General features: G+C 33.9%; 23 protein-coding genes and 1 tRNA gene. 12 read left to right on the top strand and 12 right to left on the bottom strand.

Going from position 1 to position 23545, the window contains the following annotated elements:
- Positions 1–79: 79 nt before the first annotated feature.
- From ACPX19_RS06440 to ACPX19_RS06410, 7 genes are all read left to right on the top strand, one after another.
- Positions 80–841: an exodeoxyribonuclease III gene (locus tag ACPX19_RS06440; protein ID WP_426432206.1), complete on the top strand. Its 762-nt coding sequence runs from the start codon at positions 80–82 to the stop codon at positions 839–841.
- A 23-nt stretch (positions 842–864) separates the two neighbouring features.
- On the top strand, positions 865–1824 hold the full coding sequence (locus ACPX19_RS06435) for an OmpA family protein (RefSeq protein ID WP_426432205.1): 960 nt from the start codon (positions 865–867) through the stop codon (positions 1822–1824).
- A gap of 171 nt (positions 1825–1995) precedes the next feature.
- Positions 1996–3033, top strand: a complete 1038-nt coding sequence (locus tag ACPX19_RS06430) for an aldo/keto reductase (protein ID WP_426432204.1) — start codon at positions 1996–1998, stop codon at positions 3031–3033.
- Between the two features lie 183 nt (positions 3034–3216).
- Positions 3217–5625 carry an efflux RND transporter permease subunit gene (locus tag ACPX19_RS06425; RefSeq protein WP_426432202.1) on the top strand — a complete coding sequence of 803 codons (2409 nt, stop codon included), beginning with the start codon at positions 3217–3219 and terminating at the stop codon, positions 5623–5625.
- Between the two features lie 34 nt (positions 5626–5659).
- Positions 5660–7093, top strand: coding sequence for an asparagine--tRNA ligase (gene asnS, locus ACPX19_RS06420; protein ID WP_426432200.1), 1434 nt, complete (start codon positions 5660–5662; stop codon positions 7091–7093).
- Positions 7094–7166: 73 nt separating this feature from the next.
- The gene (rpoN, locus tag ACPX19_RS06415; protein WP_426432197.1) at positions 7167–8630 is read left to right on the top strand and encodes an RNA polymerase factor sigma-54; all 1464 of its coding nucleotides are present in this window, start codon (positions 7167–7169) and stop codon (positions 8628–8630) included.
- A gap of 12 nt (positions 8631–8642) precedes the next feature.
- Positions 8643–9251 (top strand): hypothetical protein, encoded by a 609-nt coding sequence (locus ACPX19_RS06410; RefSeq protein ID WP_426432195.1) that lies wholly within the window; start codon positions 8643–8645, stop codon positions 9249–9251.
- Here the strand turns inward: ACPX19_RS06410 and ACPX19_RS06405 are convergent.
- From ACPX19_RS06405 to ACPX19_RS06370, 8 genes are all read right to left on the bottom strand, one after another.
- Positions 9246–9944 (bottom strand): porin family protein, encoded by a 699-nt coding sequence (locus tag ACPX19_RS06405; RefSeq protein ID WP_426432193.1) that lies wholly within the window; start codon positions 9942–9944, stop codon positions 9246–9248. The two genes, ACPX19_RS06410 and ACPX19_RS06405, sit on opposite strands and share 6 nt — an antisense overlap.
- Positions 9945–10032: 88 nt before the next feature.
- Positions 10033–10494, bottom strand: coding sequence for an ExbD/TolR family protein (locus tag ACPX19_RS06400; RefSeq protein WP_426432191.1), 462 nt, complete (start codon positions 10492–10494; stop codon positions 10033–10035).
- Positions 10495–10506: 12 nt separating this feature from the next.
- A complete protein-coding gene (locus tag ACPX19_RS06395; protein WP_426432189.1) occupies positions 10507–11121 on the bottom strand; it encodes an ExbD/TolR family protein in 615 nt (204 codons plus the stop codon).
- 6 nt (positions 11122–11127) lie between these two features.
- Positions 11128–11568 carry a hypothetical protein gene (locus tag ACPX19_RS06390; protein WP_426432187.1) on the bottom strand — a complete coding sequence of 147 codons (441 nt, stop codon included), beginning with the start codon at positions 11566–11568 and terminating at the stop codon, positions 11128–11130.
- A gap of 15 nt (positions 11569–11583) precedes the next feature.
- The gene (locus tag ACPX19_RS06385) at positions 11584–12354 is read right to left on the bottom strand and encodes a MotA/TolQ/ExbB proton channel family protein (RefSeq protein ID WP_426432185.1); all 771 of its coding nucleotides are present in this window, start codon (positions 12352–12354) and stop codon (positions 11584–11586) included.
- 75 nt (positions 12355–12429) lie between these two features.
- Positions 12430–12517, bottom strand: a tRNA-Ser gene (locus ACPX19_RS06380).
- A 75-nt stretch (positions 12518–12592) separates the two neighbouring features.
- The gene (locus tag ACPX19_RS06375) at positions 12593–13618 is read right to left on the bottom strand and encodes an asparaginase (RefSeq protein ID WP_426432184.1); all 1026 of its coding nucleotides are present in this window, start codon (positions 13616–13618) and stop codon (positions 12593–12595) included.
- A 1-nt stretch (position 13619) separates the two neighbouring features.
- Positions 13620–14387, bottom strand: a complete 768-nt coding sequence (locus ACPX19_RS06370) for a TatD family hydrolase (RefSeq protein WP_426432182.1) — start codon at positions 14385–14387, stop codon at positions 13620–13622.
- 48 nt (positions 14388–14435) lie between these two features.
- On the opposite strand from ACPX19_RS06370, the gene ACPX19_RS06365 reads away from it, so the two are divergent.
- Complete coding sequence (locus tag ACPX19_RS06365; protein ID WP_426432181.1) at positions 14436–14888, top strand: retropepsin-like aspartic protease family protein; 453 nt, start codon at positions 14436–14438, stop codon at positions 14886–14888.
- Between the two features lie 48 nt (positions 14889–14936).
- Positions 14937–15560, top strand: a complete 624-nt coding sequence (locus ACPX19_RS06360; RefSeq protein WP_426432180.1) for a DNA-binding response regulator — start codon at positions 14937–14939, stop codon at positions 15558–15560.
- Positions 15561–16070: 510 nt separating this feature from the next.
- Here ACPX19_RS06360 and odhB read toward each other — a convergent pair.
- Positions 16071–17300 carry a 2-oxoglutarate dehydrogenase complex dihydrolipoyllysine-residue succinyltransferase gene (gene odhB / locus ACPX19_RS06355; RefSeq protein ID WP_426432179.1) on the bottom strand — a complete coding sequence of 410 codons (1230 nt, stop codon included), beginning with the start codon at positions 17298–17300 and terminating at the stop codon, positions 16071–16073.
- Between the two features lie 37 nt (positions 17301–17337).
- The gene (locus ACPX19_RS06350) at positions 17338–20100 is read right to left on the bottom strand and encodes a 2-oxoglutarate dehydrogenase E1 component (RefSeq protein WP_426432177.1); all 2763 of its coding nucleotides are present in this window, start codon (positions 20098–20100) and stop codon (positions 17338–17340) included.
- Positions 20101–20214: 114 nt separating this feature from the next.
- Here ACPX19_RS06350 and ACPX19_RS06345 point away from each other — a divergent pair, with 114 nt between their 5' ends.
- Both ACPX19_RS06345 and ACPX19_RS06340 read left to right on the top strand, forming a co-directional pair.
- Positions 20215–20757, top strand: a complete 543-nt coding sequence (locus ACPX19_RS06345) for an alpha-ketoglutarate decarboxylase (RefSeq protein WP_426432176.1) — start codon at positions 20215–20217, stop codon at positions 20755–20757.
- A gap of 130 nt (positions 20758–20887) precedes the next feature.
- Positions 20888–21460 (top strand): hypothetical protein, encoded by a 573-nt coding sequence (locus tag ACPX19_RS06340; RefSeq protein WP_426432175.1) that lies wholly within the window; start codon positions 20888–20890, stop codon positions 21458–21460.
- A 28-nt stretch (positions 21461–21488) separates the two neighbouring features.
- Here ACPX19_RS06340 and ACPX19_RS06335 read toward each other — a convergent pair whose 3' ends face one another.
- The gene (locus ACPX19_RS06335) at positions 21489–21839 is read right to left on the bottom strand and encodes a hypothetical protein (protein WP_426432174.1); all 351 of its coding nucleotides are present in this window, start codon (positions 21837–21839) and stop codon (positions 21489–21491) included.
- Positions 21839–22813 (bottom strand): polyprenyl synthetase family protein, encoded by a 975-nt coding sequence (locus tag ACPX19_RS06330; RefSeq protein WP_426432173.1) that lies wholly within the window; start codon positions 22811–22813, stop codon positions 21839–21841. The genes ACPX19_RS06335 and ACPX19_RS06330 overlap by 1 nt, the downstream gene beginning before the upstream one ends.
- Positions 22814–22933: 120 nt before the next feature.
- Between ACPX19_RS06330 and ACPX19_RS06325 the strand changes: the two genes are divergently transcribed.
- A complete protein-coding gene (locus tag ACPX19_RS06325; RefSeq protein ID WP_426432172.1) occupies positions 22934–23545 on the top strand; it encodes a TetR/AcrR family transcriptional regulator in 612 nt (203 codons plus the stop codon).

Genomic DNA, 23545 nt, shown 5'->3' with positions numbered 1-23545 from the left:
AATAGTGTAAAAGTACTCTATTATTTATTTTAGCGGAATACCGAAAAAATTGTTACCAATTAGAAATTTAAAGTAAAAAATGAAAATAGCCTCATATAACGTAAACGGCATAAGAGCTGCCATAAATAAAGGTTTTATAGAATGGTTGAAAGCCACTAGTCCAGATGTGATCTGTTTACAAGAAATAAAGGCAACGGAAGACCAACTTGACCTAGACCTTTTTAAAGAAGCTGGTTACGAATATAATTATTGGTTTAGTGCCCAAAAAAAAGGGTATAGTGGTGTTGGTATTCTGTGTAAAAAAGTACCAAACCATGTAGAATTTGGAACTGGAATTGAATCTATGGACCAAGAAGGCAGAAATTTGAGAGTAGATTACGATAAGGCATCCATAATGAGTATGTACTTACCTTCTGGAACTAACGATGCTCGATTATCGCATAAATTTGAATACATGGATTTAATCCATGACTATTTGAATAATCTACAAAAGGAAATACCTAATCTCGTTGTCTGTGGCGATTACAATATTTGTCACGAACCAATCGATATCCACAATCCAAAAATGAAAGGTGTCTCAGGGTATTTACCTGAAGAACGTGAATGGCTGGGTAATTTCATAGACAGCGGTTTCATTGACAGTTTTAGGCACTTACACCCTGAAAAGCAAGAATTCTCATGGTGGAGCTACAGGGCCAATGCCAGGGCAAACAACAAGGGTTGGCGCTTAGACTATGCCATGGTAAGTGAACCTTTACAAGAAAAAATAAAACGAAGCGTTATACTCACTGAAGCAGTACATAGTGACCATTGCCCAATTTTATTAGAATTAGATTTATAAACATGCTTAATTCAAATTTAAATATGATCAAAAAAATTTCATTAATAGTACTTTTACTATTGACGATGACCTCTTGTGTATCTAAAAAAATATACACAGACCTCGAAGACAAATACGCCAACCTCAAAAAGGAGAACAGAGCATTAACAGATGAACTAGAAGTACTTTCGTCAGACAAGAACAAATTAACTAATGACTTAAATAGTTTGCAAGCAGCTTATGATGATGCAGTAAAAGAAAGAGATCAATTACGATCAGATTATGCAGCTACAAAGACTAATCTTGATAATTTAAAGGCCTCTTATGATGCACTTGAAAAAAATAGTTCTGCCGAAATTGCAAAAAACTCCCAAAAGAACAGAGAGCTTTTAGCGCAGTTAGAAGCTAAGGAACTTGCCCTAGCAGCCGAAAATAAGCGTTTAGAAAATTTGAAAAAAGAGTTAGAAAGTAGATCACAACGTGTTGCTGAATTAGAAAGTGTAATCGCTGCAAAAGACGCCAATATGCGAGCGCTAAAAGACGCGATTTCTAAGGCCTTAACAAATTTTGAAGGAAAAGGACTGACGGTAGAACAACGCGATGGAAAAGTATATGTATCTATGGAAAACAAATTACTCTTTGAGTCTGGTAGTTGGTATGTTGGAGAGCAAGGCAAGCAGGCTGTAAAGCAACTAGGAAGCGTGTTGGCTGAAAATCCTGATATTGCAATTTTAATTGAAGGTCATACCGATAATGTACCATACAAAGGCAATGCGCAGCTAAGTGGCAATTGGGATTTATCTACAAAACGTGCTACGGCAATTGTTAACATACTGAGAGAAAACAACGCTATAAATCCAGAGAATTTAACAGCGGCTGGTCGCGGTGAATATGCGCCAATAGCATCTAATGAAACTTCTCAAGGTAGAGCAAAGAACCGAAGAATTGAAGTGATTTTAACACCTAAGCTTGATGAGATTTCAAAATTACTGAATGACATCTAGTCGGTATTTATTTGAAAGAAGTGTTCCTTTAAAACATAAACTTAACATACATTTAGACCTTTTGTGTTTTAACAACATGAAAGGTCTTCTTATTTTTGCTTTTTACATTGTGCTAATGCATGACGCTATAGGACTCCGAAACAAGTTCAGAACGACAAAATTTAATATTTTATGAAATATACAACATTACCCCATACCGATATAAAAGTCAGTAAAATATGTCTAGGCACCATGACTTGGGGAAATCAAAACACTCAAGACGAAGGGTTTGCCCAAATGGATATGGCCTTAGACAAAGGTGTTAACTTTTTTGATGTAGCCGAATTATATCCTGTACCTGCAACAGCTGAAACTTATGCTGAAACCGAACGCATTATTGGTAACTGGTTTGCAAAAACAGGCAATAGAGACAACGTTGTTTTGGCTACAAAAATTGCTGGCCCAGGCGATTATACTGCTCATATTAGAACCACAGGTTTTAGTAAAGAAGCATTAAATGAAGCTGTAAACAATAGTCTTAAACGTTTACAAACTGATTATATAGACTTATACCAACTGCATTGGCCAGAACGTAACACTAATACCTTCGGTGTTAGAGATTATACACACAACCCAAAGGATGGCTGGAAAGATAATTTTAATGAGATTCTTCACGCATTAGATGAAATTGTTAAATCCGGAAAAATAAGACAAGTAGGCTTATCTAATGAAAAAGCTTGGGGCACCATGCGCTATTTAGAAGAAGCCAAATACAATAACTTGCCAAGAATGATTACCATTCAGAATGCATATTCATTATTGTGTAGACCTTTTGAAGGTGATTTGGCAGAAATCGCACACAGAGAAAACATAGGATTATTAGCATATTCACCAATGGCATTTGGTGTATTATCTGGTAAATACGTAAAAGGTACTGCTGCAGATAATGCAAGGCTAAAGCTGTTCCCAAGATTTTCTAGATATAGTAGCGATCAGGCTACCGAAGCTACTAAGCGTTATTTAAAAATTGCCGAAGATAACGGTATGTCTTTAGCACAAATGGCTTTAGCTTTTGTTAACCAAAGACCGTTTGTAACAAGTAATATTATTGGTGCAACAAGTTTAGAACAACTTGAAGAAAATATCGATAGCATCAACATTAATTTGTCTGATGATATACTAAAAGCCATTAACGAAGTACATGCGGCTATTCCAAATCCAGCGACCTAGTTTTCAAATTTTACTGAAGTTATATATACTCAAAAAAAGTGAAAGATTTATAGCTTTATTATATGAATACTTCTACTATTATATTAGTGTTAATTCCTTAGCTAATCCTTAGGTTTTTTCTACCTTTGCGGCTCGTTTCAAATTAAGGTATTATTTGCACCTTATAGACGTAGAAAATTATACATGTTTAAACTATTGACCACAGGATTTTGGGAAGGTGTTGCGAGGATTATTCTTCGTAATAAAATCTTCATTCTCATTGCTATTATATTAGCTACTGTGTTCTTTAGTATGCAGTGGAAACATATGCGCTTTACTAATACCGAAGCCAATATGTTACCAGATGATCATGAGGTAAACCTTACCTACAATGATTTTTTAGAAATCTTTGGAGAAGAAGGTAATCTCATTGTTTTAGGAGTAAAAGATTCTAGTGTATTTACGGTTAAACAGTTTAACGCATGGAACAAACTTGCAGAGTCTTTTAAGTCATATGACGAAGTTGAAACAGTTATATCTATCAAAGACTTACAAAAGCTTGTTAAGAATACTGAAAAACAAAAATTTGATTTAGAAACTTTTATTAAAGATTCTATAACTAGCATTGGGGAAATTAATAAACTTCAGGAAGACCTTTTTAAGAAATACCCATTTTATGATAACTTTCTATTTAATGCAGAAACAAAGACACTTCGTACTGCAATATATTTAAAGAAGGATATCGTTAATACATCTGTTAGGAAAGACTTCATTATTAATATTCTTGAAAAACGTATCAAAGATTTTGAAGACACTTCAAAGCTCGATGTAAGAGTATCTGGAATGCCTTATATCAGAACGCTTAACTCTCAAAATATCGTTGACGAAATTCCAATATTTATTGGTGCTGCACTGTTTGTAACTTCGTTAATTTTCTTTTTATTCTTCAGGTCTTTTAGAGCCACATTTATTTCGCTTATTGTAGTTTGCATAGGTGTTATGTGGACTTTTGGCATTTTAGGGTTGTTAGGCTATGAAATCACAGTGCTTACAGCTTTAATTCCACCACTAATCATTGTCATTGGCATACCAAATTGTATCTTCTTAATTAATAAATATCAGCATGAAGTTAGGTCTCATGGTAACAAGGTAAAATCCTTACAACGCGTTATCACTAAGGTTGGAAATGCTACATTGATGACCAATGTGACAACAGCATCTGGTTTTGCTACATTTATTTTAACCGAGAGTAAATTACTTAAAGAATTTGGTATTGTTGCATCGCTAAGTATCCTAGCAATATTTATACTTTGCTTACTCATTATACCAATAATCTACACATTTTTACCTTATCCTAAGGATCGGCATTTAGAGCATCTAAATAAGCGTTGGATTGGTGGCTTTGTGGATTGGATGGAACGAATGGTGAAGCATAAAAGGATTACCATATATGCAACAGCATTTGTCCTTATTATAGCCAGTATGATTGGTATAAATCAAATGAAAATATCTGGTAGTTTGATTGAGGACATGCCTAAAGACAAACAGTTTTTTAACGATATCAGGTTCTTTGAAGAGGAATTTAATGGCATAATGCCTCTTGAAATTATGGTAGATACCAAGCGTAAAAAAGGTGTTATGAAGCTATCTACCCTAAAACGCATTAACGAATTAGAGGAGCTCATTGAAGAAACGCCAGAGTTATCTAAACCTATTTCTGTAGTAAGCTTGGTAAAATACAGTAAACAAGCTTACTTTAACGGAAATCCTAAATATTATCAATTACCAACAAGTCAAGAAAATAGCTTTATCCTTTCTTATGCTAAAAATTCGTCTTCAGATGTAGATTTACTGAAAAACTTTGTGGATAGTACAGGCCAATATGCACGCATCACCACTTTTATGAAGGATATTGGTACGGATAAAATGGAACGCATACAGGAAAACCTTCAAAATAAAATAGAGAAAGTTTTTCCGAAAGAGCAATACGAAGTTACCATGACAGGTAAAGCACTTGTTTTTCAGAAAGGAACAAATTATTTAGTGAGAAATCTAGTTATCTCTTTATCGTTAGCCATATTCTTAATTTCATTGTTTATGGCGTATTTGTTCCGCTCATTTAGAATGATTATTGTATCGCTTATCCCAAACCTATTACCATTGTTAGTCACAGCTGGTTTAATGGGTTACTTGGGCGTACCTATTAAACCATCAACTATATTAGTATTCAGTATAGCTTTTGGTATTTCGGTAGATGACACCATCCACTTTTTAGCCAAATACCGACAAGAATTACAAGCCAACCACTGGAAAATTAGAAAATCAGTTTACGCAGCATTACGAGAGACTGGTGTAAGTATGTTCTACACCTCTATAGTATTATTCTTCGGATTCTCTGTGTTTACAATCTCTAGTTTTGGTGGCACTGTAGCCTTAGGAGCATTGGTTTCAATCACTTTGTTGTTTGCCATGCTTTCTAACTTACTATTGTTACCATCGCTGTTACTATCATTAGAGCGCAACATTGCTAATAAGGAAGTCCTCAAAGAGCCTTCGATAGATATTATCCCTTCTGAAGACGACGATGAAGAAGACGCTTTAAAATACGATTAGAAGATTTATCTTTGCATTTTCAAAATAAATAAAAATGACAACAAAAACTGTAGCACAATTATTATCAAAAGATAACACTTTGCAAGATGTTACCGTAAAAGGATGGGTAAGAACGTTTAGAGCCAATCGATTTATAGCATTAAATGACGGTTCTACGATAAATAATATACAGTGTGTTGTAGATTTTGAAAATTTTGATGAAGCCTTGCTTAAGCGCATCACCACAGGTGCTGCTATTCATGTTGCTGGTGAGTTGGTAGAAAGCCAAGGTAAAGGGCAGTCTGTAGAGATACAGGTAAAGGAATTGGAAATTTTAGGAGATTCAGATCCTGAAACCTATCCTATTCAACCTAAAAAACACACTTTTGAATTTTTACGTGAAAACGCCCACTTGCGCACAAGGACAAATACATTTAGTGCTGTGATGCGTTTACGTTCGTCACTTTCTTTTGCCATACATAAATACTTTACAGAAAATGGCTTCTACAACATGCATACACCGATTATTACAGGAAGTGATGCCGAAGGTGCTGGTGAAATGTTTAGAGTAAGCACTTTAGATGCCAAGAATCCTCCACTAAACGAGGATGGCACTGTTAACTACAAAGAGGACTTTTTTGGCAAAGAAACTAATCTCACAGTTTCTGGTCAATTAGAAGCCGAAACTTACGCTATGTCTTTAGGAAAAGTGTATACATTTGGCCCAACATTTAGAGCTGAAAATTCAAATACATCACGCCATCTTGCTGAATTCTGGATGATTGAGCCAGAAGTGGCTTTTATGGATTTAGCTGGCAATATGGATTTGGCAGAAGATTTCTTAAAATCTGTTTTGGGATATGCTTTAGAAAATAATAAAGAAGATTTAGAATTCTTGGATAAACGCTTACAAGACGCCGAGAAATCTCTACCAGAAGCAGAGCGCAGCCCAATGAACTTAATAGATAAAATTAAGTTTGTGGTAGATAATAACTTTAAACGTGTTAGCTATACTGAGGCTATAGATATTCTTAGAAACTGCAAACCAAACAAAAAGAAGAAATTCAAATATCTAATTGAAGAATGGGGAGCAGATTTACAATCTGAGCACGAACGCTATTTAGTTGAAAAGCACTTTAAGTGTCCTGTTATTTTATTTGATTATCCTGCTAATATCAAAGCATTTTATATGCGCTTAAATGAAGATGGGAAAACCGTAAGAGCTATGGATATTCTTTTTCCTGGCATTGGTGAAATGGTTGGTGGCTCACAACGAGAAGAGCGCTTAGAGGTTTTAAAAGAAAAAATGAAAGCCTTAGACATACCAGAAGAAGAATTATGGTGGTACTTAGATCTTAGAAAATATGGTACAGCTGTACACTCTGGTTTTGGTCTTGGATTTGAAAGACTTGTTATGTTTACAACAGGAATGGGCAATATTAGAGACGTAATTCCTTATCCAAGAACACCTCAGAACGCTGAGTTTTAAATTCTAATTAAACCTTTGTGGTATTTATAAACCTCAAGGGTTTTTTACTATTTTTATAAGCAATAGAATTTTCATGTCCCTAAAACAGTATTTACAATTCAAATTATCGCAGAAGCTGTCTCCACAGCAAATTCAACTTATGAAGTTGATACAGCTTCCTACCCAAGCTTTTGAACAACGTTTAAAACAAGAGCTTGAGGAAAATCCCGCCTTAGATACTGGAAAAGATGAGCCTTCCGATGATAATTTTGACGAGTTTGACAACTCTGTAGATGATTATAATGACAACGATAGCATTGATGCAGATGATATTAATGTAGATGAGTATTTGAGTGATGACGAAATACCTGATTATCGCACCCAAACCAACAACTACAGCTCAGATGATGAAGAAAAAAGCGTACCATATGCTGCTGGAACATCGTTTACGCAACATTTAATCAACCAGCTTAATACCTTTAGACTATCAGAGCAAGAAGAAGAGATTGCTTATTTTTTGGTAGGTAGTGTTGATGAAAGTGGTTATATAAGACGCTCTTTATCTGACATTACTGACGATTTAGCCTTTACTCAAAATGTTTATTCTACAGAAGAAGAGGTTGAAAAGGTTCTTAAAATTGTACAACAATTAGATCCTGCTGGTGTTGGTGCTCGTAATTTACAGGAATGTTTAAGTATTCAACTACACAGAAAAGAGCAAAACCCAGACATAGAACTTGCATGTGATATCATTGACAAAGCTTTTGAACAGTTTACAAAGAAGCACTACATAAAACTGATGCAAAAGTTCAATATTAACGAAGAACAGCTTAAAGATGCTATTCAGGAAATAGAACGCCTCAATCCTAAACCTGGTGGTTCTTATGCTGGTAACAACAAAATTGTTGAGCATATCGTTCCTGATTTTGCTATTAAAATTGTTGATGGTGAACTGGAGTTAACCTTAAACGGAAGAAATGCGCCTGAGCTTCATGTCTCTAGAGAATATAGTAATATGCTAAAAGGGTATAAAGACACCAAGGAAAAGTCTAAAGCCCAAAAAGACGCAGTTCTGTTTATAAAGCAAAAATTAGATGCTGCTAAATGGTTCATAGAAGCCGTAAGACAACGTCAACAAACACTTTTTGTTACTATGAGTGCAATTATGCATTATCAAGAAGAGTATTTCTTAACAGGTGATGAGCGTAAGTTAAGGCCAATGATTTTAAAAGATATTGCTGATGAAATTGATATGGATGTCTCAACAATATCGCGTGTAGCAAACAGCAAATATGTTGATACACCTTATGGCACTAAATTAATAAAGGAATTCTTTTCTGAATCGATGACCAATGATCAAGGTGAAGAAGTATCAACAAGAGAAATAAAAAAGATTCTCGAAACCGTAATAGAAGAAGAAAACAAAAAGAAACCTTTAACCGATGAAGCACTTGCTAAAATCTTGAAAGAAAAGGGTTATCCTATTGCTAGACGAACAGTTGCAAAATACAGGGAACAATTGGACATTCCTGTTGCTAGATTGAGAAAAGAACTATAATCAAAACTTTAGATGAAAAACTTTCTTCTAAAAAGCATATCATTTGTTTTTCACCCATTGATTATGCCTTTACTTGGTGTTATGTTTTATTTTCATAAAACACCTCGCTATATCCCTAAACCTATACAAAATGCTAAAATTTTCTCTATAGTTATACTCACAATAATACTCCCAATTCTATTATTCTTTTTGTTAAAAACCGTAAACAAGGTTGATACTATTTACTTAAAAAGCACAAGAGAACGTTTAATACCGCTATTTATCAATTGTGTCATAGTAACCTTAATTTTAATTAGAGTCTTAACACCAAATGAAATAGTTGAGTTGTATTATTTCTTTTTAGGAATTTTATGTTCTACACTTGCCTGCTTTATAATGGCTATTTTTAAGATTAAGGCAAGTATACATATGATTGCAGCCTCTGGATTTTTTATGTTTGCTATAGCTATTGGCATTCACTACAAAATAAATATCAACGGCTCTATAGCATTAATGATGATTATCCTTGGTGCTATTGCGACATCTCGCTTACACCTTAAGGCTCATACCAATCAGGAGCTTTTAATCGGTTTAATGACTGGTTTATTTCCGCAGTTATTATTTATGAAATATTGGTTATAAAATATAAAACATTAGACCAATCTTAAAAGACTTTATATCTACAACTTCACCATCTATTTTAGCTGATCCATCGAAAATGGCATTTAGACCATAATAAGCGTGAATATTCCATGTGCTATAACCAGCACTCAATGTAAAACCATACTGTAATTTATTAAAACTATCAATATTAGAAAGCTTCACATTGCCCTCATCACTTTTTAACTTAGTTGAATTATAAAAAAGGTATCCTAATTTAAAACCAGGATAAATCCTTAAAAAATTATAATTAGTAGGACTAGATTTTCTCCATCTAAATTCAAAAGGCACTTCTAATAGGTATGTAGTAAATTTATTTTTGGATACGTTGATTTGGCTTTCGTCTATAATATTGAATAAGGTCTGATTATTTGTTTCTGTAATTCCTATATTCTGATTGTAGGAATTAGTAGATAACCCTAAACCTATTCCTAAAGCAACTGTTCGCTTTTCATTGATAGGCATATCTCTTATGAAGCCAAAATGAAATCCTGTAGAAAATCCACTCTGACTAACATCGCTTGGTTTTTCATTAAGCAAGTTATAAGTTACTGAAATATAAAACTGATCTTCTCGATAGTTTTTATACAATTCAGATTTTTCTTTATCATCTCTGTTTTGTGAAAAGCCAATAAGGCTTACGATGAATAAGACAACTAAAAAGGTTTTCTTCATAGAGATAAATCTACAAAATCTTTAAGCGATATAAAACAAAAAACGCCCTGATTACTCAGGACGTTTTATATAAAAATTAAGACTATTTTTATTCGCCTTTAGGGTTAGCAATATACATTACTTTTAGAGTATTTGCTTTCCTAAGCTCTTGCTTAATATCAGAAACTAAACCAGAGTTTGTGTCTTTATCTACCTTAAAACCTACAACAAATTTTGGCTGTAATTCTTCGGTTAATTCTTGCTGTGCAGCAATAACACTTGCTTGTACTTCTTCTACCTTAATAATTTTATCATTAAATTGTATTACAGGTTCTGTACCCAATTGTTTAAATTGACTACTAGGTTTACCTGCGTAGATAAAAGCAGTTCTATCTTTTTGAAGCTTCTCTACCTGATCTGCACCAGGCAATCTATTTTCTATCATAAGAGAACTGTCTCTCATCACAGTTGCTACCATAAAGAAGAAAAGTAACATAAATACAATATCTGGTAAAGATGCCGTAGAAATAGCTGGCAAATCTCCTTGTTTTCCTTTTTTAAACTTTGACATAGTTGTTACTTTTTAATTTTTGTCTGGTTCTGCTTCAGATAATATCTGAGGATACATCTGCTGAATTTTTTTAATTTGATCGTTCAGTTTATCATCCTTTTTGAACTGGTTTTTTGCCTTCTCTTCTAGCATGGATTTAAACGATCTGTTGTAAAGACGTTGAGCTTCTCTATCCCTTAAAAAAGCATAAGCCGCCAATAATTCGTCCTGTACCTCAATATACTTCTCATACGACGTTTCCCTATCATACTTATATGAAATTATCGCCTTATCAGGATGGTCTGATGAAGAAGGGTCTCTTTTACCTTTACAGTAATCGCAAGATTCGCCTTCTGCATTAGTGCTACCACCGTTGTCTATAAAATCAATAGCCGCTTGTCTCAAATCCTTAACTTCCATTAATTCATCTTCAACCAACAACTGATTTCTTCGGTTTAAAAGTACCGTAAACAAGTTTTTCTGTTTGATAATAGGAGGTTCAACATTTTGATCTTGAATTGGAGGTAATCCAAGTAATTGTCCCTTATCTTTTTCTATAGTAGTAGTTACCAAGAAGAAAATAAGAAGTAAAAAGGCAATATCAGCCATTGAACCTGCATTAACTTCTGGTGCTGCTCTTTTTGCCATATCCTATTATTTACTTATTACTTTTTTAACTCCTGAGAATATCATTGCTAATGCCGCAACAATTATCAATATGTAGAATGCTGTTAAACCTGCACCTACCATATGAGATTGTCCGTCAGTTGCTAACCCATCTTGTAATTTATATTTCATAGCGTCACCACCAGACACTACGTAAGAAATAATCAAAACCGCAGCAAAAGCACCTACACCTATTAACGTGTTTTTTAGTCCTGCAGTATTTGTAAATAGATTTTTCAAAACAAAAACTACAACAAATGCTAAAACTAAAATCAAAATTATGTATGCGATATAAGCCATAGGGTCTACAAGACCGGCTTTTTCGCCTGTTTTTATTGCTTCGTCACCAGCAGCAATGATTCTAACTAGGGAAATAATCCCAGCTAAACTCAAAATTGCGGCAACTATTTTTAATATTTTATGTAACATAGTTTATATGATCTTTTATTTTTTGTGTCTTACTAATAAGTCCATCAATGTAATTGATGCATCTTCCATATCATTTACAATGCTATCTATCTTAGCGATGATGTAGTTGTAAAATATCTGAAGAATAATAGCCACAATAAGACCAAATACTGTTGTTAAAAGTGCTACTTTAATACCACCAGCCACTAATGATGGTTGCATATCACCTGCTGCTTCAATCTTGTCAAAGGCCTGAATCATACCGATTACCGTACCCATGAAACCAAGCATTGGTGCTAATGCGATGAATAATGATATCCAAGAAACGTTCTTTTCTAACTGACCCATTTGTACACCACCATAAGCTACTACTGCTTTTTCAGCAGCATCAATGTCTTCGTCAGCTCTATCCAAACCTTGGTAAAAGATAGAAGCAACTGGTCCTTTTGTGTTTCTACAAACTTCCTTAGCAGCTTCAATACCTCCAGATGCTAAAGCATCCTCTACATTTTGAGTTAACTTTTTAGTGTTGGTAGTTGAAAGGTTCAAAAAGATAATTCTCTCAATAGCGATGGCTAAACCAAGAATTAAACATAATAATACAATCCCCATGAAGCCTGGGCCACCTTCAATAAAACGCTTTTTTAATTCTTGATGAAAACTCAAATCTTCGCTTGCTGGTCCCTCAGCATCTTGAGTTATACTTGTTAGTGTTGCTGTTGTAGTTGCTAATGTAGTTGCATTGGCATTAACAGTTCCGATAGCCATTAAACATGTTATGGCAAGAATAGAAAATAATCTTTTCATTGTTCTTAATCTTAATTTTATTAGTTAAAGTGTTAAAGATAAAAAAAATAATGTAACAATTACCTAAAATCTATGCAGAGAGGAAGGGATTCGAACCCTCGATACCCTTTTGGAGTATACACACTTTCCAGGCGTGCGCCTTCGACCACTCGGCCACCTCTCTATAAATTTTATCAAAAAATTACGGTGTGCCAAATAACAAAAAAAACTTCAAACACTAAAATTTGTATAGTTAATTTTAGGTCATTTCGCCACGTAGAGAGGTTTCGAATACGTTTTTGAATTCTGAGCGAGCTACATTCTCTCCAAGAAGGTACATTAATTTAGTAATGGCTGCTTCAGTAGTTATGTCCTTGCCTGAAATGACACCTATTGACTTTAATTTAGAACTGGTTTCATACTGCCCCATGTTAACACTACCACCTGCACATTGCGATACATTAATAATATGTAGTCCTCGAGATATTGCTTCTTTCAGTAATTCTACGAACCAATATTCAGTAGTTGCATTACCTGCACCATAGGTTTCAAGTATTAATCCTTTTAATTTACCACTATTAAGTATCGTTTCAATTAAATCTTTTGAAATACCAGGAAACAATTTTAAAATACCAACATTTGTATTCATTTTTGTGCGTACTATAAGATTCTGTTTGCTTATTCCTCTCCACAGATACTCCTTATTAATATTAAGATGCACGCCCGACTCTGCTAAATTTGGGTAATTAAAAGATTCAAAAGCTTCAAAATGCTCCGCATTTATTTTAGTGGTTCTATTGCCCCTATATAATTTATATTCGAAATAAAGTCCTACTTCTCTAATTACTGGTATACCATCTTCCTGCAAAGATGCCATTTGGATAGAGGTTATTAAATTTTCTTTAGCGTCAGTCCTTAAATCGCCTATTGGCAGCTGTGATCCCGTAAAAATGACGGGCTTTGCTAAGTTTTCTAACATAAAACTTAAAGCAGATGCCGAGTAGCTCATAGTATCACTACCATGCAATACAACAAAACCATCAAAAGTTTTATAGTTAACTTCAATAATCTGAGCGATATCAGCCCAGTACTTGGGATTCATATTTGATGAATCTATAGGCTCATCAAAAGAAATAGTTTCAATACTGCAATCTAAAAGGCGAATTTCTGGTATTCGTGTTAAGATGCTATCAAAATCAAAAGCCCTTAACGCTCCTGTATCGGCATCTTTTATCATACCAATTGTTCCGCCTGTATATATTAAAAGAATATTGGGCTTTTGCATACTAAATACCAAATACGTGTTTTGAATTTTCGGTTGTGATTTTAGCAATCTCTTCTGCACTCATTCCGTAAAGTTCGGATAATTTTTCTAATACCTTAATAATATATAGACTTTCGTTTCGCTTACCACGGTATGGCTTTGGTGCTAAATAAGGCGAATCGGTTTCTAAAACAATATGCTTTAAGTGAATTTTATTTATAAATTGATTTATCTTTCCGTTCTTAAAGGTCACTACTCCTCCTATGCCTAACTTCATATTATATGATATTGCTTGTTGTGCTTGTTCTAGCGTACCAGTAAAACAGTGAAAAATCCCAAAGAGATCATCTGATTTTTCTTGTTCTAAAACTTCAAAAATTTCATCGAAGGCCTCTCTGCAATGTATTACAATTGGCAATTTATATTTTTTGGCCAAGTGAATTTGATGTTTGAAGGCTTCAATTTGTATATCTAATGTTGACTTGTCCCAATATAAATCAATTCCTATTTCACCTACAGCATAAAACTTTCTTTGAGATAGCATGTCTTCAACATGTGCTAACTCTACTTTAAAATTTTCCTTTACATGTGTAGGGTGCAATCCCATCATTAAAAATATATTATCAGGAAAATCTTTTTCGAGTTGAAGCATCGCTTTAGTGTAAGTAGAGTCTATAGCAGGAATAAAAAATCGCGAAACATTGGCATCTATAGCTCGCCTTATCATAGCTGTTCTATCTTCATCAAAAGCCTCGCTATATAAATGTGTATGTGTATCTGTAACAATCATCTGCCAAAAATAAACGTTTAGTATATTATATTTACACAAATTTTGAAAATGGAAACATTAAAGGATTTTCTTTTAGACAAAGGCTACTCAAAAATTAAACTCAAACTGACCAAGACCAATCATTTTGAAATTAAGGCCACGATTAATGGAGTTAAAGGTCGTTTTATTCTAGATACCGGTGCTTCCAGCAGTTGTGTTGGTTTTGAAGCTATAGAGCGATTTAACCTTAGTGTTAAAGATTCTGAAATTAAAGCTGTAGGTGCAGGAGCGTCTGACATGTTAACTCAAATTTCTAAATCCAATAACTTAAAAATTGGCAAATGGAAGAAAAACCGTGTTGCCTTAATTCTTTTTAATCTTTCGCACGTAAACAATGGTCTAATTAATCATAATGCCGATCCTGTAGATGGTATTATTGGTGCAGACATTTTAAAAAAAGGGAAGGCTATCATTGACTATGATAAGAAATACCTTTACTTAAAATTAAAAGATATTTCCTAACCAAAAGATTCTTATTATATTTATCTTCCCTAGTTGATTCATAGCTTAATGAGCCCAACCATCATAATAGCAGATGACCATCCTTTGGTGCTAAAAGGTCTTCAGGATTTTTTACACGAAAAAGCGTATAATGTTCTTGCCAGTGCAAAAAATGGTAAAGAAGCTTTGGCTTTAATAAAAGCTCACGTCCCAGACATTGCTATTTTAGACATTAAAATGCCTTTTTTTACGGGTTTACAAATTGCTGAAAAGTGTAAAAAAGCTAATCTTAAAACAAAAATTGTCCTTATTACTTTTGAAAAGGATGAGAAAATATATGACGAAGCTAAATCTTTAGGAGTTTACGGTTACGTATTAAAGGAGTTTGCCCTAGATGAAATTGAAAACTGTATTGCTTCGGTAATTAAGGACAAACCTTATTTTAGTCCTGAACTCCTAGCTTATATTGAAGTTGATGAAGCTCCTGAAGAACTAAAGCTTTTAACAAAAACCGAAACTAAAATCGTTGGGCTGATAGCACAGAATAAAACTGGTGTTGAAATTGCAGATTTACTTCATGTATCTACAAGAACTGTAGAAAAGCACAAAAGCAATATCATAAAGAAATTAAAATTGAAAAGCAAACAGAACAGTCTACTTATTTGGGCAAAAGAAAATTCTGATTATCTCTAAAATTTTTCAAAAAATACGTAAAGTTACGTATAGTATTGCATTATAATTATTCGGAATTTTACACTGTTATTAATTAAGGGTTAATAACGAGCTATTAATTAGTTCTTAGGGGATTATTTGAGCCTTGGAGTCTTCCAAGGCTCTTTTTTTTATAAAAAACTCAAAAAATACGTAAAGTTACGTATAGTATTGCATTAAAATTATTCGGAATTTTACAAAGCTATTAATCAATGCCTCAGATTATATTCTTAAAAAGCTCTGGGCAGAACATAAAGTTCAGGGCTTTTTTTAAAAAAATGAAACATCATGGAAACAATGAAAGATAATACGGAAAAAAGGGATAAAATTTTTATGATTCTATTAATTGTAAGTTCTGTTATAGTCATCTCAGCGAACATAGCTGTTAATTTTTTTAGTTAATTTTAGTTAGTTACTCTTTGTTAGTTAGGGAGTAAAAAAAGCGCAATTAGTAATTAATTGCGCTTTTTTATTTATCATAATTTTAAAAACTTACATCTCTAAAGCCTTCTTAGGATTATTATCCATTAATAATTCTGTAGGATTTTCTAATGCCTCTTTTACAGCAACCAAGAATCCAACAGACTCTTTTCCATCAATGATTCTATGATCATAAGATAAGGCAACGTACATTATTGGTCTAATCTCTACTTTGCCATCTACCGCTACTGGACGTTCTACAATATTATGCATTCCTAAAATACCACTCTGCGGAGGATTAATAATTGGTGTAGATAACATACTACCAAATACGCCACCATTAGAAATGGTAAATGTACCACCTGTCATCTCATCTACTGTGATTTGACCATCTCTAGCTCTTAATGCTAAACGTTTTACTTCAGCCTCTACTCCTCTAAAAGTTAGGTTTTCAGCATTTCTAATAACAGGAACCATCAACCCCTTAGGTCCAGAAACTGCAATACTGATATCACAGAAATCATAAGAAATCATATCTTTTCCGTCAATCATTGAATTTACAGCCGGATACATTTTTAATGCTCTTACTACAGCTAATGTAAAGAAGCTCATAAAGCCTAAGCTTACACCATGCTTTGTTTTAAACTCTTCTTTGTACTGATTACGCAAATCAAAAATCGGAGACATATCTACCTCATTAAAGGTTGTTAACATGGCCGTTGTATTCTTTGCTTCCACTAAACGCTCAGCAACTTTACGGCGCAACATAGACATTTTGCTTCGAGAAGTGCCTCTATTTCCTCCTGTTGGTGTTCCCATAGATGGCACAGCGTTTACAGCATCCTCTTTTGTAATGCGTCCATCTTTACCTGTACCTTTTACAGAGTCTGTATCAATACCTTTTTCGTCTAAAATCTTTTTAGCTGCAGGGCTTGGAGTTCCTGTTGCATAAGTCTTAGACTCGGTTGCTACTGGTTTAGGTTCTTCTTTTTTAGGAGCTTCTTCTTTCTTTTCTTGTTTAGTAGAAGTTTCTCCTTCAGGCTTTTCTGCACTTGTGTCTATAAGACAAACAACTGCTCCAACGTTAACAGCATCTCCTTCTTCATATCTGTTACCATCTGCATCAGCTAAGGTTATGATACCACTTGCTTCAGCTGGTAACTCTAATGTTGCTTTATCACTATCAACCTCAGCAATAGCTTGGTCTTTTTCTACATAGTCTCCATCTTGAACTAACCACTCTGCTATTTCTACTTCAGTAATTGATTCGCCTGGAGAAGGCACTTTCATTTCTAAAATCATGCGTTTATTGTATTTAACCCTTTTGGTTTATTTTTTATTAGTTTCTTATTTGGTTATCCTTGTTTTTATCAAAAACGAAATCAATGACTTCTTTATGTCTTATCTTAGAACGTACAGAACTACCTGCCGCAGGAGCACCATAAGGCCTTCTACTTGCTGCCCTCCATGTTCTTGCTTCTTCCAAGTGCATTAACATGTGTCCATAAGCACCCATATTTCGTGGTTCTTCTTGTGCCCAAACGACGTCTTCTGCATTCTTATATTTTTTTAAGATAGCTCTAATATCGTCTACAGGTAAAGGGAATAATTGCTCTATCCTTACTAAAGCTACATCTTCTCTCCCTAATTTCTCTTGCTCTTCTAAGAGATCATAATAGAACTTACCTGTTACAAACACTAAGGTTTTTATCTTATCAGTGTTAGCAGTAGAATCATCTATTAGCATTTGAAAACTTCCGCTTGCAAACTCATCTACAGCAGAAACTACTTTTGGATGACGTAACAAACTCTTTGGTGTAAACACTATTAGAGGTTTTCTATAATTAGCTTTCATTTGTCTACGTAACAAATGAAACATATTTGCTGGTGTTGTACAATCCGCGATAAACATGTTATCTTTTGCACACAATTGTAAATAGCGCTCCATACGACCAGAAGAATGCTCGGCACCTTGCCCTTCATAACCATGAGGCAATAACATTACCAATCCGTTAGAAGTTTTCCATTTATCCTCACCTGAGGAAATGTATTGATCTATCATTATTTGGGCTCCATTGCTAAAATCACCAAACTGAGCCTCCCAAATAGTAAGCGTATTAGGGCTAGCCATGGCGTAACCGTAATCAAAACCTACAACACCATACTCAGATAAAAGGGAATTGTAAATATTGAATTGCCCTTGGTTGTTAGAAACATGTTTTAATAAGATGATTTCTTCTTCGCTATCTTCAACTTTTACAACAGCATGTCTGTGAGAAAATGTTCCACGTTCTACATCTTGCCCAGAAATTCTAACGTTAAAACCTTCGGTCAATAGCGTGCCGTATGCTAAATGCTCTGCCATTGCCCAATCTAGCTTATCTTCATCAAACATTGTTTGACGAGACTCTACCAAACGTTGAATCTTTTTAATAAACTTTTTGTCTTCTGGCAAATTAGAAATAACTTTTGTAATATCTGAAAGTAGTTCTTTCGAAACCGTTGTGTCTACTGGTTTCATCATTTCGCTTTCATCCACACGCTCAAAGTCTTTCCATTGTTCGTGCATAAATGGTGAAATCACTGTCTTTTCAATCTTGCGAGAATCTTCAAGCTTTTCTTCTAATTTATCCTTGTAATCTTTTTCAATTTTAGAAACATGATCCTTGTCTATTACACCTTCTGCGATTAGTCTTTCCGCATAAATATCCCTTGGATTCTTGTGCTTCGCAATTGCTTTGTACAATAACGGCTGCGTAAATTTAGGCTCATCACCTTCGTTATGTCCATATTTTCTGTACCCTAAAAGATCTATGAAAACATCACGTTTAAATTTCATTCTAAAATGAAGTGCAAACAATGTAGCATGTACTACAGCTTCGGCATCATCTGCATTAATATGGAGTACTGGTGATAAGGTTACTTTACCTACATCTGTACAATAGGTACTTGAACGACCGTCTAAATAATTGGTAGTAAATCCGATTTGATTATTTACTACTATGTGTATTGTACCATTTGTTTTATAGCCATCCAACTGTGCCATTTGCACTACTTCGTACACTAAGCCTTGACCAGCAATTGCAGCATCACCGTGTACCACAATTGGTAATACTTGGGAAGCATCTTCAATCTCTGGCTTATCTTGTTTTGCTCTAGAAATACCTTCTACAACTGCACCAACGGTTTCTAAATGAGAAGGGTTAGGAGCAATGCTAAGGTTTATTTTCTTTCCCGAATCGGTTTCGCGATCACTTGTCCATCCTAAGTGGTACTTAACATCTCCGTCAAAAATCTGCTCTTCATAATCTTTACCATCAAACTCACTAAAAATATCCTTTGCCGATTTACCAAAAATATTTGTAAGTGTACTTAAACGGCCTCGATGTGCCATACCCATCACAAACTCTTTAACGCCATATTCTGCCGCTGTTTCTATCAAGGCATCTAATGCTGGAATTAAAGATTCGTTCCCTTCTAGAGAAAATCGTTTCTGACCCACATATTTTGTGTGCAAAAAGTTTTCAAAAGAAACGGCTTCATTTAATTTTCTGAGGATGTTTTTCTTCTGCTCTGCTGAAAACTGAGGATGATTATCATTAATATTCAGCTTCTCTTGTATCCACTGAATTTCCTCAGGCTTTCTTATATACATGTATTCTATACCAATAGAATCACAATAAATTCGTTCTAAATGATCAACTATATTCTGAAGGGTTGCAGATCCAATACCTAAAATTTCACCAGCCGAAAAAACGGTATTTAAATCGCTTTTTGATAATCCAAAATTTTCAATTTCTAAAGTTGGAGCATATTTTCTTCTAGCTCTAACAGGGTTGGTTTTTGTAAATAAGTGACCTCTACTTCTGTAACCATCTATTAGCTTAACAACTTGAAATTCTTTTTGAAGTTGCTCTGGTATCTGTGTAGAAACACCTTCCACAATTTCACCATTCATTCCATAATTTTCAGACCCGAAATCGTAGCCTTGAAAAAAGGCACGCCAACTCGGTTCTATGGCATCTGGATTCTTAAGATATTGGTCGTATAAATCAGCAAAATATGCTGTATGTGCTGCGTTGAGAAAGGAATATTTATCCATTATTTTTACGAGACGTTGTCGTTTCAACAAAATTTCTTCAAAAATACAACTTTTAGTAGATAAACTATCCGTTTTATTATATTTATAACAAATAAGAATTTAAGAATTATTGAGATGATAAAATTTAAAATAAACACTGTTGAAAAAATAATAATTAGCACTGTTATTGCCAGTTTTTTTGTGTTTTCTTTAAATGCGCAAAATCTATCTGATGAAGATAATTTTTGGCAAAACGTACAATTTGGAGGTGGTATTGGACTAAACTTTGGGGATGGTTTTTTTAGTGGTGCAATTGCACCCAATGCCCTATATAATTTTAATCCTTACGTAGCCACTGGTGTTGGGCTTAATTTTCAGTACAGTTCTCAACGAGATGTGTTTAAATCTACTGTAGTCGGTGCAAGTATTATTGGGCTGTTTAATCCTTACAGAGAATTACAACTTTCAACTGAGTTTGAACAACTTCACGTAAATAGAGATTTTGACGAGCAGTTTGTTGCTAATGCAGATGATAGCTATTGGTATCCTGCACTCTTTTTAGGTGCTGGTTACCGAAATGGAAACATCACTTTTGGTATACGATATGATGTGCTTTATAATAAAGATAAAAGTATACAAAACCAAGCTTGGATGCCTTTTGTGAGGTTTTGGTTTTGACTTCGGCAAACTCAACTAACAATAACTCTAAGTTGTGCGTCATTTTGCAAATATCATTATGAAACAAATCCATCTAGTTTTAATAATAATTCTGCTGAATTCGTGTTCATCCAGTAAGTCAATTATTGGATTGTATACCAATGGACTATGTAAGAGCAATAAATCCGACTGCTCACAGATTGAAATAAAGGCAGATAAAACATTTGGATATTTAATCTATTCAGAACCTAATGGGAGTGGAAGTTTTACCAGTGGAACATGGGAATACTTGGCCAATGATACCATTATCCTTAATACAACATTACAACCAGAAATTCCTAAAACTAATTATACGGGGAAAATAAATCCCGAATTAGACAATAAAATTAGAATTTATTTTTCTGACAAAAATGGACCCTTGGAATATGCCATGGTTAGTATAAATGGGAAAAAAGAAGAAAAGAAAACTAATTACAAAGGAATGGTTGAATTCAAAACGAGTGAAATTAAGAGTATTAAATATAGATATATAATGGTTGATGAGGAAATCCAAATAAATAATCCAAATTATAATGATATAGAAATAGAAATAAAAGATCAAGACATAATTTATCCTGAATATTTAAAAGACTATAAAGCGAGATTAAATGGTCGTAAATTGATTTTGGATTCAGTAAATATTTATAAAAAAACTAATATTAAAAATAAACAGTGGTACAACTAATAAAAAACCGAAAGCATAAAAAGTTACGCTAGGAATGCTTTGCTCTATACCATACTTTCTGCCACTCTCTTTGAAGGATTAAAAAGGTTACATCTTCTGATAGTTGAATCGCATCTTCACCATCAAGTGATTTAATTTTCTTTTCTGATACATCTACTTGATATAGCAGATTGAGGTAGTCAGAAAATCTATTCTGTATAAGATTAAAAACCGTGTCTTGCAAAACTAGTTTTAGACTAGTTGGCAATGTGTCTTCATTAAATTCTAAATCTATATTCGCAAAAAGTAAGTCTTTATTGAGTTGTATAATTAATTTCTTATACAACTTTAAAGCATTTGCTTCTGCAACTAGTTCATCAAAATTTGTTGGCAATGCCATTAGACACGTCTATTCATTAATTGTTCCCCAAACAACTTAAGTACTTGTTTTTTATCATCAGAAATGTTGAGCTTTTCTAAAACACTAAAAGCCTTGTTTGTAAAATCTTTTACAGCCACTTGCGTTGCCTCAGAAGCTTTAGAAGTATTAAAAATCGATTTCACCCTTTCTACTTTTTCCGCATCAGATATTGAAGTGTTAGCCATTAGAGCAATCAGACGAGATTTTTCATCATCACTACCTAACTCTAAAGTTTTTAAGTACAAATACGTTTTTTTGTTTTCTAGGATATCACCGCCAACCTGTTTACCAAATGTTTCAGGATTACCAAAAGCATCTAAATAGTCGTCTTGAAGCTGAAAAGCAATACCTAGATAACATCCAAAATTGTAAATCAAATCTTGATCTTCTTCCGAAGCTTCAGCAACAATAGCTCCCATTTTCATAGCTGCACCAATTAAAACTGCTGTTTTATATTCAATCATTTTGAGATACTCTGATATGGTAACATTGTTTCGGGTTTCAAAATCAATGTCGTATTGCTGTCCTTCACAAACCTCTAAAGCCGTTTTACTAAACAGTTTGGCTAAAGCTTGAAAGGTTTTTGGCTCATAATTTTCAAATAATTGATATGCTAAAATCAGCATAGCATCGCCAGAGAGTATACCTGTATTAATATCCCACTTTTCGTGCACAGTCTGCTTTCCTCTTCGTAAAGGAGCATCGTCCATAATATCATCATGAATTAATGAAAAATTATGAAAAACCTCAACCGATAATGCAGCATTCATAGCATCCTTGACCTGACCACCAAAAATATCTGTAGTCATTAAAGTTAGGACCGGTCTTAGTCGTTTTCCTCCTAACTTTAAAATATAATTTACTGGCTCGTAAAGGTTAGCTGGCTCTCTTTCAATAGCAAAATCCCCTAAATACTCAATAAAGGATTTTTGATAAACTTCTATGTTTTGCATATCACAAAAATAAGGCTTTAATCAAATTTAAAGCTAAGGTTATCAATGTTAAATAATTATTAAAACTTAAGAAACTTTTTTTGTTTTTAAAGTTTCCATAGTTATTTTTGTGCCTTTATTATGAGAGAAAAGATAATACACAAAGCTTCTGATCTATTTCTTACACTTGGCTTTAAGAGTGTAACAATGGACGATATTGCCAACGAACTGGGCATCTCTAAAAAGACCATTTATGTGCATTTTCCTAACAAGACTAAACTAGTAGAAGCAACTACCCTACATGTGTTTGAAACTGTTTCTTGTGGAATAGACCACATATGCGGCCTTGAAAAAAATCCAATTGAAGAGGTTTTTGAAATTAAACGGTTTGTGATGGACCATCTAAAGGATGAAAAATCATCACCACAATACCAATTGCAAAAATATTATCCTAAGATCTTTACGACCCTAAAGGCAAAACAATTTGAGGTGATGCAAGGATGTGTAATGGAAAACCTTAACAGAGGCATTAAACTGGGCTTGTATAGAGAAACTATCGATATCCAGTTTATTTCTAGAATATACTTCAACTGTATGGTGATCTTAAAGGACCAGGAACTGTTTCCTTTAAAGAATTTTTCTATGAATGCATTGATGGAAAATTACTTAGAATACCACTTAAGAGGTATCTGTACACCAAAAGGTATAGATTACTTGAACAACTATTTAAAAATCAATCAAAATCAACAATAA

It is taken from the genome of Winogradskyella sp. HB-48 (genome assembly GCF_049942685.1).
Lineage (GTDB): Bacteria > Bacteroidota > Bacteroidia > Flavobacteriales > Flavobacteriaceae > Winogradskyella.
This window is presented reverse-complemented; position numbering and strand designations above follow the sequence as displayed.

What these genes read in the sequence shown, in the direction of transcription:
- ACPX19_RS06440 (WP_426432206.1), top strand. Translation starts at nt 80, where the DNA reads ATGAAAATAGCCTCATATAACGTAAACGGCATAAGAGCTGCCATAAAT.
- ACPX19_RS06435 (WP_426432205.1), top strand. Translation starts at nt 865, where the DNA reads ATGATCAAAAAAATTTCATTAATAGTACTTTTACTATTGACGATGACC.
- ACPX19_RS06430 (WP_426432204.1), top strand. Translation starts at nt 1,996, where the DNA reads ATGAAATATACAACATTACCCCATACCGATATAAAAGTCAGTAAAATA.
- ACPX19_RS06425 (WP_426432202.1), top strand. Translation starts at nt 3,217, where the DNA reads ATGTTTAAACTATTGACCACAGGATTTTGGGAAGGTGTTGCGAGGATT.
- asnS (WP_426432200.1), top strand. Translation starts at nt 5,660, where the DNA reads ATGACAACAAAAACTGTAGCACAATTATTATCAAAAGATAACACTTTG.
- rpoN (WP_426432197.1), top strand. Translation starts at nt 7,167, where the DNA reads ATGTCCCTAAAACAGTATTTACAATTCAAATTATCGCAGAAGCTGTCT.
- ACPX19_RS06410 (WP_426432195.1), top strand. Translation starts at nt 8,643, where the DNA reads ATGAAAAACTTTCTTCTAAAAAGCATATCATTTGTTTTTCACCCATTG.
- ACPX19_RS06405 (WP_426432193.1), bottom strand. Translation starts at nt 9,944, where the DNA reads ATGAAGAAAACCTTTTTAGTTGTCTTATTCATCGTAAGCCTTATTGGC.
- ACPX19_RS06400 (WP_426432191.1), bottom strand. Translation starts at nt 10,494, where the DNA reads ATGTCAAAGTTTAAAAAAGGAAAACAAGGAGATTTGCCAGCTATTTCT.
- ACPX19_RS06395 (WP_426432189.1), bottom strand. Translation starts at nt 11,121, where the DNA reads ATGGCAAAAAGAGCAGCACCAGAAGTTAATGCAGGTTCAATGGCTGAT.
- ACPX19_RS06390 (WP_426432187.1), bottom strand. Translation starts at nt 11,568, where the DNA reads ATGTTACATAAAATATTAAAAATAGTTGCCGCAATTTTGAGTTTAGCT.
- ACPX19_RS06385 (WP_426432185.1), bottom strand. Translation starts at nt 12,354, where the DNA reads ATGAAAAGATTATTTTCTATTCTTGCCATAACATGTTTAATGGCTATC.
- ACPX19_RS06375 (WP_426432184.1), bottom strand. Translation starts at nt 13,618, where the DNA reads ATGCAAAAGCCCAATATTCTTTTAATATATACAGGCGGAACAATTGGT.
- ACPX19_RS06370 (WP_426432182.1), bottom strand. Translation starts at nt 14,387, where the DNA reads ATGATTGTTACAGATACACATACACATTTATATAGCGAGGCTTTTGAT.
- ACPX19_RS06365 (WP_426432181.1), top strand. Translation starts at nt 14,436, where the DNA reads ATGGAAACATTAAAGGATTTTCTTTTAGACAAAGGCTACTCAAAAATT.
- ACPX19_RS06360 (WP_426432180.1), top strand. Translation starts at nt 14,937, where the DNA reads ATGAGCCCAACCATCATAATAGCAGATGACCATCCTTTGGTGCTAAAA.
- odhB (WP_426432179.1), bottom strand. Translation starts at nt 17,300, where the DNA reads ATGATTTTAGAAATGAAAGTGCCTTCTCCAGGCGAATCAATTACTGAA.
- ACPX19_RS06350 (WP_426432177.1), bottom strand. Translation starts at nt 20,100, where the DNA reads ATGGATAAATATTCCTTTCTCAACGCAGCACATACAGCATATTTTGCT.
- ACPX19_RS06345 (WP_426432176.1), top strand. Translation starts at nt 20,215, where the DNA reads ATGATAAAATTTAAAATAAACACTGTTGAAAAAATAATAATTAGCACT.
- ACPX19_RS06335 (WP_426432174.1), bottom strand. Translation starts at nt 21,839, where the DNA reads ATGGCATTGCCAACAAATTTTGATGAACTAGTTGCAGAAGCAAATGCT.
- ACPX19_RS06330 (WP_426432173.1), bottom strand. Translation starts at nt 22,813, where the DNA reads ATGCAAAACATAGAAGTTTATCAAAAATCCTTTATTGAGTATTTAGGG.
- ACPX19_RS06325 (WP_426432172.1), top strand. Translation starts at nt 22,934, where the DNA reads ATGAGAGAAAAGATAATACACAAAGCTTCTGATCTATTTCTTACACTT.